This is a genomic window from Candidatus Tisiphia endosymbiont of Xenochironomus xenolabis (assembly GCF_964264705.1).
Lineage (GTDB): Bacteria > Pseudomonadota > Alphaproteobacteria > Rickettsiales > Rickettsiaceae > Tisiphia.
In genome coordinates this window covers 242,866-260,927 of sequence record NZ_OZ183473.1, presented here as the reverse complement: position 1 = coordinate 260,927, position 18,062 = coordinate 242,866, and the positions used below count along the sequence as shown (strand labels likewise).

The following is an 18,062-nucleotide window of genomic DNA, read 5'->3' as shown; positions in this document are numbered from 1 at the left end:
TAAATATTAGGATGAGGCAAATTAGATATTGGTAAAAAAATAAGAAGGTGACCAATGCGCAGATATGCTTTAAGAGATGATCAATGGGAAAGGATAAAGGATATTTTACCTGAAAAAGAAGGAGACGTAGGAGCAAGTGCCAAAGATAATAGATTATTCGTAGAAGCTGTATTATATAGATATCGTGCTGGTATACCGTGGAGAGACTTACCAGAAAGATTTGGAGATTTTAGAGTAATTCATACAAGACATACACGTTGGAGCCAAAAAGATGTATGGAAGAAGGTTTTTGAACTACTTACACAAGATGCAGATAATGAATATAGTATGATTGATTCAACGATTGTTAAAGCACATCAACATAGTACCGGAGCTAAAAAAAAGTCATAGTAGATGACCAAGCAATAGGTCGTAGTAAAGGTGGTTTATCAACTAAAATTCATGCAACTGTTGATGCTTTAGGAAATCCGACAGCTTTTTATTTAACCCCTGGTCAGTCGCATGATTTACAAGGTTCTGATGCTTTAATGGAAACTTTGACAAAAGCGGATACCGTAATTGCAGATAAGGCTTATGATGCTGAGGCAAGAATGAAGAATAAGATAAAAGATAAGAATTGCACTCCTGTAATTCCATCCAAGAAGAATCGTAAATTTCCTGTAGAATATGATGTAGAGCTTTATAAGTATCGTCATTTAATTGAAAATTTCTTTGCAAAACTTAAACAATCTCGAGGCATTGCTACGCGTTATGATAAACTAGCTCAGAATTTTCTGGGAGCAATTTATTTGGCTTCTTCTGTAATATTACTTAATTGATGACACGCCCTAGTGGAGAAAATTTGTGTATGATCATAGTTACACCTCGATAATGGTTGTAATTTAATAGCAATGCTATTGGATTAATTTCACTAGTAAGTACTTTTTGTCTGTAAAACTTTTGAGTACTTACTAGTTTATAACCTAAATGTAACATTCAAGTTTTAGCTTTATTAATAAGCTAAACGCTTGAGTGTTACACTGGATTTTTTAGTTTGAGATTATAGCTAACCCGATTAGCATTACGCGTCATTGTGAGGAATACAGAGTGAAATTTGCACTTTTGCAACGTTACTATCCCCGTTACCGGGTTGTACTATTAAAACTTTAGTACTCATAAGCTTCTCTCCTCTAATTTTAATTGATATTTTAAAAACTATTTCAACTAATATATGGTCAATTTATCATGAAAATTGGGGCAAATTCTTAAAAATCTGCTATAAAAACGCTATAAAAACATTATTTTTAAAATCATATTTTTATTAAATTATTACCCTAATATTCAAAAAAATATGTTAATTTGAATACTTAATTGATGACGCACCCTAGTGATCTATCATTGAAAAAACATATTGAGAATGTTACCGGCATTACAAAACCTGTAGACCTTAAACTAGAACAATATACAACGTCTCTTAAACAATATGAAAATTGGCCTCAACTATCAAAACTTGTTGAAAAAGTGCCAGGAGAGTTTGGTGTAGCAATACCTAACAAAAAAAATATAGGTTTAAGATGGCAAATGCAGGATAAAGATGGTATGCATAATATCAGGATAGATAAGGCTGATTTATTATCTGATTACCCTATTCAACAAGTAGATCATGTTATAGTAAGTTATAATGGTAAGGTTATTGATTATACTGGTAAAAATTATATACTTGAAGATAAAACAACCAAAGCAACATATAAAATAGAACGTAGTAAGTTTGACAGTGGGACAAGAGGTGTAGAACATGGATTTGATATAAATACACAAGTAAAGAAAACTGCAAAACATCTAGATGCCCATATTCCAGCAACTGAATGGATTAAATGGAAAATTTTTCATAAACCAAATTAAAGGGTAACATATGATTATAAAATTTTTATCTCGTCCACAATTTCGTATGGAAATTGAAAGTGCATTTGAATGTTTAGCTGATTATGAATGGCAAATGCAAGAATGGGTAGAAAAAAGAACTCCTAATCAATATTGGTATGGTTTATTATATTATGTCTTAGATTCATTATATAATATGTGTGATTTGGATGAATATAAAGAAAGTAATATCGGTGATATGTTATATGATGAAGATGAGGCTCAACAAATTCATAGATTTTGCAAATGGTTTTCTGATTTGTTAGATTTTGAAATAGGTGAGCGAAAGCCAAATACAGATTATTTAAATCACCCAGAATGGTCTAAAGTGTATACTGGAGCCAAAGAGATGTATGAATTGATGGATAGAAATGATAAAAAATATCATTTCTCCGAAATAGCAAATGGTTAAAGTGCTTTATACTCAATTTGGAAGATCAGCCCCTCAATGATTAATAATAATTTTCTCTAAATTATTATATTTTTTTTCATTCTACTACTTAGTGCTAGTGATTTTATGGTGTATATTAATTATCAGCCTTGGAGGAAGTGACGCCAACAGCAATTACTCAACAATCAGATAGGGTTGGTAAGAGTTTGATGGATCATTACCAACATCAGCTAGCAAATCCGATAATCCAGGAAGGAATGCAACAAATATCTTTATCTGAAAAAATCACTGATACGCTGCTTGGCGATTCTTATCGTTTGAATGACGCTATAAGAGACATACAGAGTCGAAATGGTCATAGAGTGGTAAATCTGGCTGATCCAAAAATAATAGCAGTAGCGGCTGGTGATGATGATGGCACTATAACGATGCGGGGTAAAGAAAAAAGCAGCAATAGACCTCTTGCAAAACTCGCTTATGCTGAGGAATTTGTAGGAGACACGGAACAGAGAACCGCAGCGTACTCAAATGTACGTGAGGATTCGAGTACCGGATCGACGCACAAATTACCAGCAGAAGTAGAGTTTTGCAAGAGGTCTAATAGTAAGCCTGCTCTAAAGATTGATCCACACAATACTAATGTTCAGCCTGGACTAACTATTGGGCAGCCACAAAAAAGCCTTTTTGGCACAGGCGAGAAGCCTCTTTATAGCTTTAATGCAGCTGGTAGCGGCGAGATAGCACTGCCCCTAAAGTTACTAGGAAAACCCCCACCGCAAATTACTGTTCCTCCAGACATACCACCTAGCAGCAAGTCAGCTGCTGAATCAACCGAGTTTAAATGGACTGAAGAGGGGATAACAAAGTTGCTTGCCGCTAATCCTGCAAACAAGATAACACAACCAATACCACCATTAGACATAATGGTTAGAGATCAATCACTGCCGACTACTTCAAGAACGGTAGCTACTTCTGACATATCAGTAGAGGAAAGCAATATTAAAAATTTAAGCGATGATGAGCTAAGAACCGCATTTGGGTCAGTAACAAGTGGTATAAAATATATTTTCTTTGGATCGGGTGAATATGGTGCAAAAATAATAGAAGAACATAAAAAACGATTTCCTGAGGCAGAAGGACAAAAAAATATAGAAGCATTAGGACTAAGACTATCTTCTGATCCAATATCAGCAATAATTAAGGTAGGAGTGGAAAAAGTTACTGGTACTAAATTACCAGGTGAGATTGACCCTACAGATTTTATACAGAAAAGAATTGGTTTACCTAATGTTAGTGGTGCCAACAAGCTAGGAAAAGACACAGCACCAAAGCCTAAAATTATAGAAGGAAAAGCAATTGATATTAATAATCCAGAAGTACCAGGAACATCTGGACTATCAAAAGAACCACACCTTCCAACCCATACTAGTGATATTACTGCTAAAACCAAAATTATAGAAAATCCTTATTTAACTAAAAATTACTTGAAAGAAATTAAAGATATTACTAAACTTCCAGTAGATGAAAAACAACTGCCTCTACTTAAAGAAGCTTTAAAAACTCAGGAGTTTGAGAAATTGGATGCGATAACTTATAAAATGCACAAAGCGGAATTTAATAAAATGAAAAAACAATTAAGAATGGAATGGGAACAAAATACTGGACAAAAATGGCCGGTGTATCAAGAACATTCCGTTCCAGATAGAATAGGTCAACCATATGATGCCCATCATATAATTCAAGTAAATCATGGTGGTCCAAATACTTGGTGGAATATTCATCCTGCTCATGGTTTAGAAGAGCATACTAAAATTCACGGAGTAGGATCAAGAGCAAATGAAATTTTTAAACCTAAAAAGAAATAATTATGGGAAAATATGATTATTTAAAAAAATATATAAATAATAGTAAAGCAAAACATCCTCGTAACAGTTTTACTAAAGTTAATCTTCAAGATATCGAATATGCAGAAGATAGATTAGGTTTTCAATTGCCAAAATCTTTAAAAGAATTTTGGGTAGAAATAGGATCTGGAGTTTTAAATAAATCAATCAATGGAAATGAAGCTTTTGATTATGCCAATTATATATTCTTCCCGCAACAAATAGCTGATATTATGCTCCTTAAAGAGAAGAGTGATTATATATTACCTGAGGCGGTAGAATATATTGAAGAAGGTTATATAAAAGATGATGATGTTATTTTCTTTGAAGTAGCCGATATGTCAAGTTTTCTAGTGATGAAACCTAGCTCTGATAAACCAGATGCTGTATACGATGAAATTGGTAATATTATAGAAGAACATTTTGAGAGGTTCATTTGGCGATTATACCATGAATCTCCAGATTATTATTTGCGTGTTAATAATTTCAGCTAAATTATTATATTTTTTTTCATTCTGCTACTTAGTGCTAGGGTGCGTCGTCACGAGATTTGAGCCCACATTAGTAAAGCCCTTAAACAAAGACCCGCCATGTATGATTTTGTATTTTTAGCATATCTTGTTGCTATACCACGCCATTCTTTAAATTTTTGAAATGTATTTTCAATAATGTGCCTTAGCTTATATAGATATTTATCTATCTCTCTTTGAATCTTCCTGTTTCTTTTTGATGGTATTACAGGAATTATGTTTGCATTCACAGCCGATTCTATTATGGCGTTTGTATCGTAAGCTTTATCAGCCATAAGATGTTGTGCCTCCATATTCTGGATTAACTCACAAGCTTGAGTACAATCATTTCTGGAACCTTCTGTAACAATAATTCTGACCGGCATACCATACGCATCCACGGCCATATGTACCTTTGTATTGAGTCCCCTTTTGTGCGACTAACCGTTTGATTCCCGCCTTTCGCTCCAAGTCCTGCTTTGTGAGTTTTTACAAATGTAGAATCTATCATTAACCATTCAAAATCAGGAGCATTTATAAAAATATTTAGCAAATTCTCCCATATCCCATTATCACGCCATCTACAGAATCTTCTGTGTACATTCTTCCAATTGCCATAATCAGGAGGCAAATCTCTCCATGGAGCTCCCGTTCTAAATATCCACATCACTGCATTTATAAAAGTTCTATTGTCTCTTGCAATACCTCCCCAACAACCTTTCTGACCAGGTAAATTACTTTCTATCTTATTCCAAAGCTCATCGCTTATATCATGTCTTCTATGTGCTAAACTCATTGCTTCTTATCGCCTATTTTTATTACTACAATTATAATAACAAATCACATAAAATTATGCAATCACAATCTCGTGACGATATACCCTAGCAATGATCCATATAAAATGCAAGTAGCAGAGTATAGAATAGGCGGTGAGGTTACCGGATTAATATTACGAACAATAAAGGATAATATTCAAAAGGCTACTGATCAATTGCCAAAGACCAAAGCACTGCTTACAACACCATTTGCCTGTGCAGGAGAGATATTAGGGTACGTAGTTAATCCAGTAGTAAGCTACCTTGATCCTAAGGGGAAGATTAGGCAAGCTATTGATAATATTCCAGATGAAGGAACCAAAACGTTACTTGGTATAACGGGAGGAGCTGCTTTAGGAGTAGGAGTTGGTCTTGCGGTTAAGGGTGCGGTTGATACTGCTAAGAAAGTAGTGCTAAAAGCAGCAGGTATTGAGGCAGTTGGTGGTGTGGGTAGTGCTTTAACAGCTACTGAGGGTGCCGCTATTTTAGGCAAGGGTGCAGTGGTTGGTGAAGTTGCTGGAATTGGTGAAAATACCCTAGTTGGTGATTTGGGATTGGTTGAAGTTGGAGAAGTGAAATTAGGGACATCAAATGTAGCTAGTGATCTATCATTACAAAAACATATTGAGACAGTTACTGGCATTAAAAAACCTTTAGACCTTAAACTAGAACAATATACAACGTCTCTTAAACAATATGAAAATTGGACTCAACTTTCAGATTTAACTAAAAAAGTACCAGAAGAATTTGGCTTACCAATATATAACAGAAAAGATATAGGTTTAAGATGGCAAATGCAGGATAAAGAAGGTATGCATAATATCAGGATAGATAAGGCTGATTTATTTGCTAAACACTCAACTCAACAGGTAGACCATGTTATAGTAAGTTATAATGGTAAGGTTATTGATTATACTGGTAAGAATTATATAATTAAAGATGAAGCAACTGGAGCAATATATAAAATAGAACGTAGTAAGTTTGACAGTGGAACAAGAAGTATAGAACATGGTTTTGATATAAATACACAAGTAAAAAAAACTACAAAACATCCAGATGCCCATATTCCAGCAGATATGTGGGTTAAATGGAAAAGTTTTCATAAACCAAATTAAAGGATAACATATGTTAGTAAAATCTTTGTCTCGTCCACAACTCCGTATGGAAATTAAAGGTTCATTTGAATATTTAGCTGATAATGATTACCAAATGCAAGAATGGGTAGATAAAAATTATCTTCACCCCTATTGGGACAGTTTATTATATGATGTCTTAGATACATTATATAATATGTGTGATTTGGATGAATATAAAGAAAGTAATATTGGCGATATACTATATGATGAAGATGAGGCACAACAAATTCATAGATTTTGCAAATGGTTTTCTGATTTGTTAGATTTTGAAATAGGTGAAAAAAAGCCAGATACAGATTATTTAAATCACCCAGAATGGTCTAAAGTGTATACTGGAGCCAAAGAGATGTATGAATTGATGGATAGAAATGATAAAAAATATCATTTCTCCGAAATAGCAAATAATTAAAGTGCTTTATACTCAATATGATTAATAATAATTTCTTCTAAATTATTATATTTTTTTTTCATTCTGCTACTTAGTGCTAGTGGTGTTGTAGTGTATATTATAGCAAGTTAAGAAAATTAGTTGCTATGTTAAATCTTATTCAGGGGAAGTTAGTTATAGCTAACCCGGCTAATATTACACCAAATTCACAGATGTCTATTAGTGAGAAGGTCACTTTACAACGTTACGTCATTGCGAGCTTATATATCCCCACGAAATTAAGCATGACAAAGCTCCGTCTTTATAATAGATGCCAGGGGTTCTAGCAATGGTTTTATGGTATGCAAATAATTAAATTCAATAATAAATTTCCCAAGGGTAAAATACGTACTTCAATTAGGAATAAAATTAATTAAACAATCTTATAGTTGTTTTAAATATTCTCTTGATTCAGTTATTATAAAGTTGCTTAAATTATATGATTTGCAATCAACTTAGCATTTTTGTCCAGTAGTGTGATTATTTATAGGCGTCGCTCCATCGCTCCTAGCACCAAATCCTCCTGAATTGACTATATATTATCTGGTATATTGCTATTAAAAAACCAATCTATAATAGACCTCTTGCATAACCTAATCTAATTGGTAATTTTGTTGTCAAAACTCGTCTCCGTTCCTCACGTACATCTTAGTACGCTGCGGTACTCGACTTCGTTTTTCCTAAAAATTCCTCAATTATCTTTAGGTTATGCAAGAGGTCTAATATATATTTGGTATTATATCTTAAATTATCTAAATTTTTGTCTAGACAAAGAGAGTAACCTTAGATAATCTTAACATATTATGAAGATGCTAATTACACAACAATCTGATTTGCAACAAAAGATCGATTATATCTGTTGCTATATTGAAGTTAAAAAACAATGGGATGAAGAAGACTATCCTCAAAATTAGTTGAGAATCAATTATAAATTGTTATTCCCGCCCACTATTGTCATTCCCATTTTGGTGCGGAATCTAGACCCCACACCAAAGCATAAGCGTCAGTTTAAGAAAGCAATAATTGAAAAACCATCATTGCGAGCCACCATAGGTGGCGTGCAATCCATTTCTAATCACTTTTCTGGATTGCTTAATCAACCTACGGTCTTCCTAGCTAATAGGCGTTGACCACATACGACTTTTAAACTTCTCAGTCTCTCCTGTTTATTTTTGTATAACAGCTGCCACTTCGTCTGCAAAATTTTTATCTTCTTGCTTTATACCTTCACCTAGTTCATATCTTATAAACTGAGTAATTTTAATCGAAGCTCCTAATTCTTTTGCCGCATTATCAATAACTTGAGAAATTGTTAATTTATCATCAAATAAAAAGTTTTGTTCAAGCAAAACAACTTCTGCTAGAAACTTACGTATTCTACCTTCAACCATTTTTTCAATGATATTGTCAGGCTTACCAGAAGCTTTTGATTGTTCAAAGAATATATCTTTTTCACGTTCAACTAAAGTCTGATCCAAACTCGATACATCTAGACTATAAGGATTATTTGCTGCTATATGGGTGGCGATTTTTTGCCCTAATTCTAGAAGTTTAGCTTTTTCTTTGCTAGTTGACTGTAAACCAACAAGGACAGAAATCTTACCTAGCCCCTCAACCACAGTGTTATGTACATAAGATGCCACCACACCTTCTGAGACCTGTAAGACATCCACGCGACGTAGATTTAAATTTTCACCAATTGTAGCAATATTGTCTAATATTTCTTCATCAACTGATCTGCCTGTTGATGTTTTTGCTAATTTTAGTGACTGTAAATTTAGTGCTTGTAAATTACTTTGATGCAAAGCTAATGTTGCAATATTTTTAACCAATTGCTGAAATTTATCATTTCTTGCCACAAAATCTGTTTCTGAATTTACTTCTATAATAACTCCAACATTATCTTTAATGTGTATGGCTGTTAGCCCTTCAGCAGCAACTCTATCTGATTTTTTTGCGGCAGCTGATAATCCTTTTTTTCTTAACCAATCAATAGCTGGTTCAAAGTCTCCTTTTGTTTCAAGCAAAGCCTTCTTGCAGTCCATCATTCCTGCACCAGTTCTTTCTCTTAATTGTTTTACAAGTCCAGCATTTATCATATTATTCTCCTTATTAAGGTTATAAGTTATTTTAATTGAATTTGGGAAAGCGATGGCATCCATCCCCGCCTTAAGCAGGGCAGTTAAAAATTGTAGAAAAACAGTCTAAAAACCCAAAATGTCTATTAGCAAGGAAGATCATAGGTCAACTAAGCAATCCATTTCTGGTTATTTTTATGGATTGTTGTCGACTTACGCCTCCTCACAATGACACTAGCAGTTTTTCTTATGATTTTTAAACAGACATGACATCTTTCCACCTTAAGTACTCTTGTGATTTGTGAGTATACATATCTAGTTATTTTGTTGTTGTAGCAACTTCTGTAATCTCCAAAGCTGTTTCAAACTCTGATTCAGCTGCCTTTTGGTTGTTTAGTTCAGAAGTTTTAGAAAATTTCTTGGTTGGCTTTAACTTAGTAATAGCTTTGACATTGGTATTTTTTTCTTCATGAGTAGCTATACTGCCTAAATCAACACCAGATGCAGCTAAAGCTTCTTCTATACCAGCAAGTACAGCATCGGCAAACAAGCTACAATAAAGTCTAATAGATCTTATTGCATCATCATTACCAGGAATAGGGTGATCTATATTGTCTGGATTAGAGTTAGTGTCAACAATAGCAATTATTGGAATGCCCAACTTTACTGCTTCTTGAATTGCCAAATGTTCCTTATTAGTATCAATTACCACCAGCAAGTTTGGTTTTGTTCCAATATGTCTAATACCACCTAAGGATTTAAGTAATTTATCCTTTTTACGGGTCATTTCCAATATTTCTTTTTTGGTATAAACAGAATATTCTTCTTCATTTTCTAGAATTTTCTCAAGATTATCCAACGTTTTTATTGAAGCAGAAATTGTTCCCCAATTGGTTAACATACCTCCAAGCCATCTGTGGTTAACGTAATATTGCCCACATTTCTCTGTATATTCAGCTATTATATCACTAGCTTGGATTTTAGTACTGACAAATAATATTTTACCATTTTTCTTAACAGTTTCATATATTACATTGAGAGCCATTTGCATTAGGGCAGCAGTTTGTTGTAAGTCAATTACATGAATATCATCCCTGATACCATAAATGTAAGGTGCCATTTTGGGATTCCAACGTGAAGTTTTATGACCGAAATGCACTCCAGCATCAAGTAATTCTCTGACATTAACAGCTTTTAATTTAGACATTATTTAATCTCCTTGAAATGTTAGTTATGTACCTCTACATAATTAGTAGCAGGTACTCCTCCGCAAGAGTTGATACCAAAAAAACTGGACTAACAATTAGGCTCTTACGTGTGAATTTTGCTTATCATATTTTAAGCAAGATTCATTATATATTTAATGAATATATTTGCAAGGAATATAGTCTTTATTTTTCTTATTGACCAAAAGACTCATTAATCAAACTTTTCTCCAAATAGTTGATCCATCTGGTTTATCTTCTAGAATAATGCCATCTTGCAATAAATCTTGGCGAATTTGATCGGCTAATAGCCAATCTTTTTGTAATTTTGCTCGTTGTCTTTGGGCAATAAGCTGCATAATTAATTGATCGCCCTGTTGATCATTTATTGCATAATCGAACCACACGCTAGCTGGCTTGGTCATTAGACCTATAAAATTGCTGCAAGAAAGTAAGTAAGACGCATATTGGTATTTATCTTCTTCTGTGGTACTGGCAAAAACCAATTTGGCATAATCGTTGATTATTTTTATGGCAAGAGGGGTGTTCAGATCATCAAATAAGCTTGAGCAAAATTCTTCTGGAACATTCTGAACATCAAGCTTGTTAATATCTAAATTTTCTATCGCTCTATACCAATAATTTATTGTTTTTTTAGCATCTTCTAAAGCCTTATCGTTGTAATCTAATGGTTTGCGGTAATGGCTGCTCATTAGCAATAACCTAATCACGTCACCTGGGATTTTCTTATCTATCAAATCTTTTACCGTAATAAAATTATTGAGCGACTTACTCATTTTTTCACCATTACAGGTTAAGAATCCATTATGCACCCAATATTTAGCAAAGTAAGAGTTCGGGAAAGCACAGGTACTTTGTGCTATTTCATTAGTATGATGAGGAAAAATTAAATCTGCTCCACCACCGTGAATATCAAAATTTTCTCCTAGATATTTATAGCTCATCGCTGAACATTCTATATGCCATCCTGGTCTACCTCTTCCCCAAGGACTATCAAAATTTGCCAATATTTCTTCATCTTTATTGGCTGGTTTCCATAAGACAAAATCATGGGGGTGCTTTTTTGATAGATTATTTTCAATACGTACTCCTTCTAGCATTTCATTAAGATTACGATTTGATAATTTTGTATAATCTGGAGAGGTAGAAATATCAAAATAAACATGGTTATCTGCCATATAAGCATGCTTTAGGTCAAGTAATTTTTGAATAATCATCACCATATCATCAATATGCATAGTAGCTTTTGGTTCGATATTTGGTGTTTTGCAACCTAGATATTGCATATTACAATGAAATTCTTCTGTAATTTTGGCTGTTAAGTCAGCAATAGTTATTTTGAGTTCTCTGGCTCTATTTATTATTTTGTCATCAATGTCGGTAATATTACGGACATATTTTATATGATTTTTACCAAATATTTTACTTAGTGAGCGATATAAAATATCGTATACTACTACGGACCTAGCGTTACCAATATGGGGGTGATCGTAGACAGTTGGACCGCAAACATACATTTTCACTAGATTATTATCTAGCGGTACAAAAACCTCTTTATTGCGAGTTAGTGTGTTATGTAATAATAATTTCATGTTCTTTATCGTTGTGTTAAACTTTGTAGCTAATCCGACTAACATTACACCGTCATTGCAAGGTAGCAAAGCAATTTCTAATTATTTTTTGGGATTGCTTCGTCGCTACTAAAGTAGCTTCTAGCAATGACGTTGGGTAAAAATACTTCCGTCATTGCGAGCGAACGTACGTGAGCGTGGCAATCCATGAAGTTTGTCATATGAACAATTGCTTCGTTGCCACTAAAGTAGCTTCTCGCAATGACTGAGTAATATTATTGGGTTAGCTCTAAAGAGCATAATTATATAATATTTATTATTGTTTTATAGTTAATTTTTATGGATATCTACCTAAAATGTCAATTCAAGGAAATTATTTTGAAAAACTAAAAAAACTACCGATTACTTTAATTATTCTTATTAGCATAATTTGTAGTATTGGTTTTGTTGTACTATATTCCGCTTCGGATAGTAATATTCAACCTTGGGCATATAAGCAGATGATGATTTTTTTTCTGTTTATACCAATTGTGATAATTATTACGATTATTGACATAAAATATATATTTAAGTTTTCATATATATTTTATATTGCAGTTATTATCTTATTAGTTAGTGTTGAGCTTTTTGGCTCTATTGCTATGGGAGCAAAACGTTGGATAGATTTAGGAGTTATCCGTTTGCAGCCTTCCGAACCGACAAAACTAGCAATAGTGTTAATGTTAGCTAGGTATTTTCATCAATTAAAAACTGAAGATTTTACCAGATTTCATAAGATTTTATTGCCTATAATAGCTGTGATAGTACCAGTTTTACTGATAATAAAAGAGCCGGATTTAGGTACTGGAGTGATTACTATCATTATTGCTAGTGTTATTTTCTTTGCTGTTGGTTTTAGAGTAAGAAATTTTATGATAATTGGTATCATCGTTGTTACTTGCGTACCGGTTATTTGGCAAGTGATGCATGATTATCAAAGAAAAAGAGTCATGGTTTTTTTGGATCCTGAGAAAGATCCGCTTGGAGCTGGCTATAATATTATCCAATCAAAAATCGCTATTGGCTCTGGTGGGTTATGGGGTAAAGGGCTTACCAAAGGTAGTCAAAGCCATCTAAATTTTTTACCAGAGCATCAGACCGATTTTATCTTTGCTACTTTTGCTGAAGAATTTGGTTTTGTTGGTAGTTTGTTTCTATTAATTCTTTATTCGGCAATTATAGTAATTTCATTGATGATTGCTACTAATTGTCGAACAACATTTAGTAAATTGATGGTAATAGGCATAACATCGATCCTATTTAGTCATGTATTTATAAATATAGCTATGGTGATGGGATTATTACCAGTAGTGGGCGTACCTTTACCATTTATATCTTATGGTGGTACAATGATGGTATCAATGCTTATTGGCTTTGGATTGGTAATGAATGCTCAAATACACCAGCATAGTAGTAATTTTTAATTTATTTTTTATAGAAAAATAAGAAAACACTGGACCCTAGTCAAAAGATTTGTTATAAGAAGTCTAGCCAAAGGCGAATGTTCCTCGGTAGCTCAGTGGTAGAGCAAACGGCTGTTAACCGTTCGGTCGCTGGTTCGAGTCCGGCCCGGGGAGCCATTTTAAATATAATTTAATTTAAGTTGTAATGACCAAAGAAGAGCTAATTAATTTTGAAGGGGTTGTCCTTGAGCTTTTACCTAACGCAACTTTTAGAGTGAAGCTAGAAAATGGTCATTTTATTATCGCCCATACTTCTGGTAGGATGCGTAAAAATCGTATTAGGATACTTGTTGGGGATAAGATAACAGTGGAAATGACTCCTTACGACTTAACAAAAGGTCGTGTTATCCATCGTCATTAAGATTTTTCATATTTATGTCAAATGTAGAAGATACTTCTTTAAAACAACATAATATAGATGTAATTCTAGCATCACAATCACCGGCAAGGCTTGAATTGCTAAAAAGAATCAAAATATTTCCCACCCAAATTATTCCTGCTAATATCAATGAAACAGAATATTTGCGAGAATTACCAAATCAATTAGCGATAAGATTGGCACAGGAAAAAGCAAAAGCTGTTGCCCAAAAAATAACTGGTGAAGCTATAATTATAGCAGCTGATACTGTTGTAGCTCGCGGCAGAAAAATATTACCCAAAGCGTTAACAAGTGAAGATGTTAGATATTGTCTTAATATTTTATCTGGAAGACGTCATAGGGTTTATACAGGGGTCTGTATAATAAAAAAAACTTCCGAACAACTCTTAACACGACAAAAAATAGTGCAAACTATAGTCAAGTTTAAAAAACTGAGTCATCAAGAGATAGAATTTTACTGTAGCCTAGATGAAGGAATCAATAAAGCAGGTGGTTGCATGATTCACGGCTATGCTGAAGCTTTTATTCCTAGCATATACGGATCATACTCCAATATTATGGGATTACCACTATTGGAAACCATGCATATGCTTACTTCTTTGGGTTTTAAAAATAATTCTATGTAAACCTTAATTGTGAACGTTCACGGAAAAAAGTTAAAGTAGAAAACGTCATTACGATAAGATGTAAGCCAAGAAGCAATCTAACCTCACAACCGTCTATTAGCGAGGAGCTACTTTTAGTAGCATTGATGCAATCCAGGGAAGTAATTAGAAATAATGGTATGGACCCTACCCTATATACAGAATGAGAAGCAAATGCTAATCTTCTAGGATAGGAAATGAATCCTAAACAACAATAAGGAGGTCCGTATGGAAGTTACCACAATTGGCATAGATATTGCAAAAAAATTTTTTCAAATTCACGGTGTAGATAAAAATGGTAAGACAATATTAAAGAAAAAATTAATGAGAGAGCAGGTTCTAACTTTTATGGCTAACTTACCAAAATGCTTAGTAGGCATAGAAGTTTGCGGTGGTTCTAGCTATTGGGCAAGAGAATTAACAAAACTAGGGCATACTGTAAAATTAATAGCCCCGCAATTTGTTAAGCCTTATGTTAAAACTAATAAAAATGATCAAGCAGATAGCGAAGCAATATGCGAGGCAGTAGCAAGACCTAATATGAGATTTGTGCCTATCAAAACTGCAGAGCAACAAGATATTTTATTTATTCATAGGGTAAGGCAACGATTGGTAAAAAACCGTACAGCTCTTGCTAATGAGATCAGGGGGTTATTACATGAATTTGGTTTTGTTATTCCGCAAGGAATTAATAAAATTATGACAAAACTAACTGAGATTTTAGATGAAGGAGCTTTAAGCCAGCTAAGCTATCGAACGTTTAGTGAGTTAAAAGAAGAATTTCTGGAGAATGATAAAAAAATAAAAGAATTAGAACAAAGATTAAAAATTATAGCTAGCCAGTATAGTAATCACCAACAACTAATGACGATACCAGGTATAGGGTTAATTACTGCTACAGCCTTAATAGCGTCAATAGGTAATGCTAGTTGTTTTGAAAATGGTAGGCAATTATCAGCATGGCTAGGATTAGTGCCAAGGCAACATTCTAGTGGTGGCAAAGATAAGTTGCTTGGCATTAGTAAAAGAGGTGATATATATTTACGCACTTTGTTGATTCAAGGAGCAAGAGCAGTACTGAATAGTAAAATAAGATTTACCACGGAAGAGCAAAAATCTAAAAAAGATTATAGCAAGTTTACCGAGTGGATGTTTAATTTATCTGAACGAAATGGGCATAATAAAACAACTGTTGCAGTAGCTAACAAACTAGCAAGGGTGGTGTTTGCGGTACTCAGTTCAGGCAATGATTATACCGAGAGTAAAGTTTGTAGCTAAAGAATTGGTACAAACTAGTTGTTGACGAGAGAATATTATAGGTAAATAGAAATTTAATAGATTCTAATCCGGAATATGCGAAAGAATGATAATATTGATGGTAAATAAGACAAACCTTAGCTTACGAAAAAACTGAAATAGTCAATGGCTCTTTAGAAGTCGATGAAATGATAAGTATAAGTTTGTAAGCCAGCGAATTCCATCAGGGCTATAGGGTAAATTTAAAGTAATTGATTAGCTATAAGCCGGATACATGACTGCATTCGATTTTTTTGCTGTTATATATTATTTTTTTCTTGCATTATCGGGTAGGTCCATACATGGATTTATCGGCTTATGCCTCCTCGCAATGACGGTGGTATAACTAATCAAATTAGCTTATTAACCTAGCAGATCATTTAATACATTCTCACTATTTTCACTCCAAGTAGCTAATATCCCTCTGGCATCCTTATTACTAGAATTGTTCCATAATATATCCCATTGTTCTCTGAGAGCAATATTATTTAAAATATCTCCCGTATAATGGATATTAAAAGCCAACATAGCTGATATGGTGCCTTCATCTAATAGACCTAGATTTGAGTTATCTGCTTTTATAATTGGATAACCAAATTTCTCAAGTAATTTCTGCACTTCTTCAATCTTATTCCTATCTTGCTTTGTTTTATCATTATAAGATATTATAACTTTAGGGTTCTCTTTTCTTGAAACAAAAGAATAAAGTCCGAGAGATGCTTTAGCAAAGCTATCCCAAGGGAAATATATACCAGGATCTATTTTTCTACCTGGAGCCCAATCACTATGACCTATTATTAATTTTGGATTTATTTCATATTTGGATACTAATGTTTTAACTAACTCAATACTGGCATCTATTTGCTGATCAGTAAAAGGTTCCTTACCAGAAGCAATGTGTTCAATACCAATAGACCAGCTGTTCATATCATTATCAAGTATTGAAGTCACAATATGGGGATTAAGCGTACTATTTTCTTTTAAATTATTTGATTCATCATCTGATCCATGAACCCCACAAAATTTTGAATTCATAAATGTTGGATCAGCTGGGTCAAGATCACTATCTGCTTCTAATTTTCCTCTACCAGCATGCCAAGCCCTATACTGATCTGGTACAAGTCGATAAATGGTACCATCAGTATTTATTACATAATGAGATGAAACATTTGATGTATTCCTGGTAAATAATGCGATAGTTTCAGCAAAATCACACTCCGTATAATGCATTACTATCCATTTAGCAGCACCATTATTCTTTCTCAAGTTATAATTATTACATTTCCCTGCCTCAGGTTTTGCTTGAGGATCAGGTGGGATATCATAATTTGTACGTAAATAAGTAGTATTAATATTGTTATCGCTCATACTGGTATTCCTCTTGCTAAGTTAATTAGAAGGACGGATGCAAGGTTTTGTTGCATCTGTTACCCTTCTGTAGTGGACTTAAGAAAACTCAAAATTGTTTGTTTCAAGTTCTCCATGCTAGTATATAATATTTTATGCTTTCACTAGGTTCTGTGAACAAAAAATTTAAATTTATGTAAGAAAATGGTAGTCTTCGGTTATTCAAGACAGAAGGACTACCAGAATAAAGTATTACATAGATTCGAACGCATGGGAACAAATTTTAGATTTTTTGTGACAAATAAAAGGTATACATACTCAAGATGAGACAACTTTAAGACAGTTTGTAGAGGTTATATGGTTTATGGTAAGAAGTGTATGTCAATGGCGTCTTTTACCATCTTCTTATGGCTGTTGGCGTTCAGTGCATCAACGTTTCAAACGTTGGGTTCAAGGAATATGGGAACAATTAATGCAATATGTGCAAGTTGATAAAGATTTAGAATCTACCATGCTTGATGCCACAATGATACGAGTACATGTCTGCAGTAGTGGTTATAAAAAGGATAGTCATGAACAGGAAAGTTTAGAGAATCTGTCATAAAGATTGTGTGTGTGCCAAGAAAAGGTGCATTAGTCTTACAGGTGAAAGTCCTGTTATGGAATGAGTAGCTAGCTCCACCATATAGCGAGTCTTGCACTACTGAAGGTAACGACAGTGGTGAAGCGTAGACAGCGAAACATTCGAGCCGAAACCAAATGGTGAACGTGATAGCCCCGAAATTTTATTGGTAGTGGAAGCTGATGTTCTACACAAGACAGTAAGCCACAGAAAACTGGAGGTCAATCTAGCAAATCCAACAGTTTTCAACCACCGGGGTCTCAGGCGTCAGCGAGTTTGTAGAGATTAATGACACAACTTGGGAAGTCCTTATAACTCTTACTGGAAAGTAAGTATC

At 33.8% G+C, this 18,062-nt stretch carries 17 protein-coding genes and 1 tRNA gene; 13 read left to right on the top strand and 5 right to left on the bottom strand.

Annotation, left to right across the window (positions count from 1 at the left end; genetic code table 11):
* Positions 1-54 precede the first annotated feature (54 nt).
* The 5 genes from ACFELY_RS01315 (at position 55) to ACFELY_RS01295 (ending at position 4,667) form a co-directional block, all read left to right on the top strand.
* Positions 55-818 (top strand): IS5 family transposase gene (locus ACFELY_RS01315; RefSeq protein ID WP_375333327.1). Its coding sequence is split into 2 segments (ribosomal slippage): positions 55-387 and positions 390-818, totalling 762 coding nucleotides; the frame shifts between segments, so codons are not numbered across the junction.
* A gap of 535 nt (positions 819-1,353) precedes the next feature.
* Positions 1,354-1,881, top strand: coding sequence for a hypothetical protein (locus ACFELY_RS01310; protein ID WP_375333419.1), 528 nt, complete (start codon positions 1,354-1,356; stop codon positions 1,879-1,881).
* A 10-nt stretch (positions 1,882-1,891) separates the two neighbouring features.
* Entirely contained in the window at positions 1,892-2,311 is a 420-nt protein-coding gene (locus ACFELY_RS01305) for an SCO4402 family protein (protein WP_375333418.1), read from the top strand.
* A gap of 137 nt (positions 2,312-2,448) precedes the next feature.
* Positions 2,449-4,155, top strand: coding sequence for a palindromic element RPE1 domain-containing protein (locus ACFELY_RS01300; protein WP_375333417.1), 1,707 nt, complete (start codon positions 2,449-2,451; stop codon positions 4,153-4,155).
* Between the two features lie 2 nt (positions 4,156-4,157).
* Positions 4,158-4,667 carry an SMI1/KNR4 family protein gene (locus tag ACFELY_RS01295; RefSeq protein WP_375333416.1) on the top strand — a complete coding sequence of 170 codons (510 nt, stop codon included), beginning with the start codon at positions 4,158-4,160 and terminating at the stop codon, positions 4,665-4,667.
* A 47-nt stretch (positions 4,668-4,714) separates the two neighbouring features.
* Here ACFELY_RS01295 and ACFELY_RS01290 read toward each other — a convergent pair.
* A protein-coding gene (locus tag ACFELY_RS01290) for an IS5 family transposase (protein WP_375329687.1) occupies positions 4,715-5,478 on the bottom strand; the annotation gives its coding sequence in 2 pieces (ribosomal slippage) (positions 4,715-5,121 and positions 5,121-5,478; 765 coding nt in all).
* A 72-nt stretch (positions 5,479-5,550) separates the two neighbouring features.
* On the opposite strand from ACFELY_RS01290, the gene ACFELY_RS01285 reads away from it, so the two are divergent.
* Both ACFELY_RS01285 and ACFELY_RS01280 read left to right on the top strand, forming a co-directional pair.
* On the top strand, positions 5,551-6,612 hold the full coding sequence (locus ACFELY_RS01285) for a hypothetical protein (RefSeq protein WP_375333415.1): 1,062 nt from the start codon (positions 5,551-5,553) through the stop codon (positions 6,610-6,612).
* Positions 6,613-6,622: 10 nt separating this feature from the next.
* A complete protein-coding gene (locus ACFELY_RS01280; RefSeq protein WP_375330387.1) occupies positions 6,623-7,042 on the top strand; it encodes an SCO4402 family protein in 420 nt (139 codons plus the stop codon).
* 1,184 nt (positions 7,043-8,226) lie between these two features.
* Here the strand turns inward: ACFELY_RS01280 and tsf are convergent.
* From tsf to cysS, 3 genes are all read right to left on the bottom strand, one after another.
* On the bottom strand, positions 8,227-9,159 hold the full coding sequence (gene tsf, locus ACFELY_RS01275) for a translation elongation factor Ts (RefSeq protein ID WP_341759864.1): 933 nt from the start codon (positions 9,157-9,159) through the stop codon (positions 8,227-8,229).
* Positions 9,160-9,457: 298 nt separating this feature from the next.
* Positions 9,458-10,345, bottom strand: a complete 888-nt coding sequence (gene rpsB, locus ACFELY_RS01270) for a 30S ribosomal protein S2 (RefSeq protein ID WP_375330388.1) — start codon at positions 10,343-10,345, stop codon at positions 9,458-9,460.
* A 216-nt stretch (positions 10,346-10,561) separates the two neighbouring features.
* A complete protein-coding gene (gene cysS, locus ACFELY_RS01265; protein ID WP_375334098.1) occupies positions 10,562-11,956 on the bottom strand; it encodes a cysteine--tRNA ligase in 1,395 nt (464 codons plus the stop codon).
* 341 nt (positions 11,957-12,297) lie between these two features.
* On the opposite strand from cysS, the gene rodA reads away from it, so the two are divergent.
* The 5 genes from rodA (at position 12,298) to ACFELY_RS01240 (ending at position 15,738) form a co-directional block, all read left to right on the top strand.
* On the top strand, positions 12,298-13,398 hold the full coding sequence (gene rodA / locus ACFELY_RS01260) for a rod shape-determining protein RodA (RefSeq protein ID WP_375334097.1): 1,101 nt from the start codon (positions 12,298-12,300) through the stop codon (positions 13,396-13,398).
* An 81-nt stretch (positions 13,399-13,479) separates the two neighbouring features.
* Positions 13,480-13,554 (top strand) — tRNA-Asn (locus ACFELY_RS01255).
* A gap of 28 nt (positions 13,555-13,582) precedes the next feature.
* Positions 13,583-13,798: a translation initiation factor IF-1 gene (infA, locus tag ACFELY_RS01250; protein WP_094649298.1), complete on the top strand. Its 216-nt coding sequence runs from the start codon at positions 13,583-13,585 to the stop codon at positions 13,796-13,798.
* 14 nt (positions 13,799-13,812) lie between these two features.
* On the top strand, positions 13,813-14,442 hold the full coding sequence (locus tag ACFELY_RS01245; protein ID WP_341758919.1) for a Maf family protein: 630 nt from the start codon (positions 13,813-13,815) through the stop codon (positions 14,440-14,442).
* Positions 14,443-14,688: 246 nt separating this feature from the next.
* Positions 14,689-15,738 carry an IS110 family transposase gene (locus ACFELY_RS01240; RefSeq protein ID WP_375333414.1) on the top strand — a complete coding sequence of 350 codons (1,050 nt, stop codon included), beginning with the start codon at positions 14,689-14,691 and terminating at the stop codon, positions 15,736-15,738.
* 381 nt (positions 15,739-16,119) lie between these two features.
* Here the strand turns inward: ACFELY_RS01240 and ACFELY_RS01235 are convergent, their stop codons facing one another.
* A complete protein-coding gene (locus ACFELY_RS01235) occupies positions 16,120-17,124 on the bottom strand; it encodes an N-acetylmuramoyl-L-alanine amidase (protein WP_375333413.1) in 1,005 nt (334 codons plus the stop codon).
* 280 nt (positions 17,125-17,404) lie between these two features.
* Between ACFELY_RS01235 and ACFELY_RS01230 the strand changes: the two genes are divergently transcribed.
* Positions 17,405-17,707, top strand: a complete 303-nt coding sequence (locus ACFELY_RS01230; RefSeq protein ID WP_375334096.1) for a transposase — start codon at positions 17,405-17,407, stop codon at positions 17,705-17,707.
* The last annotated feature ends 355 nt before the right edge of the window (positions 17,708-18,062 follow it).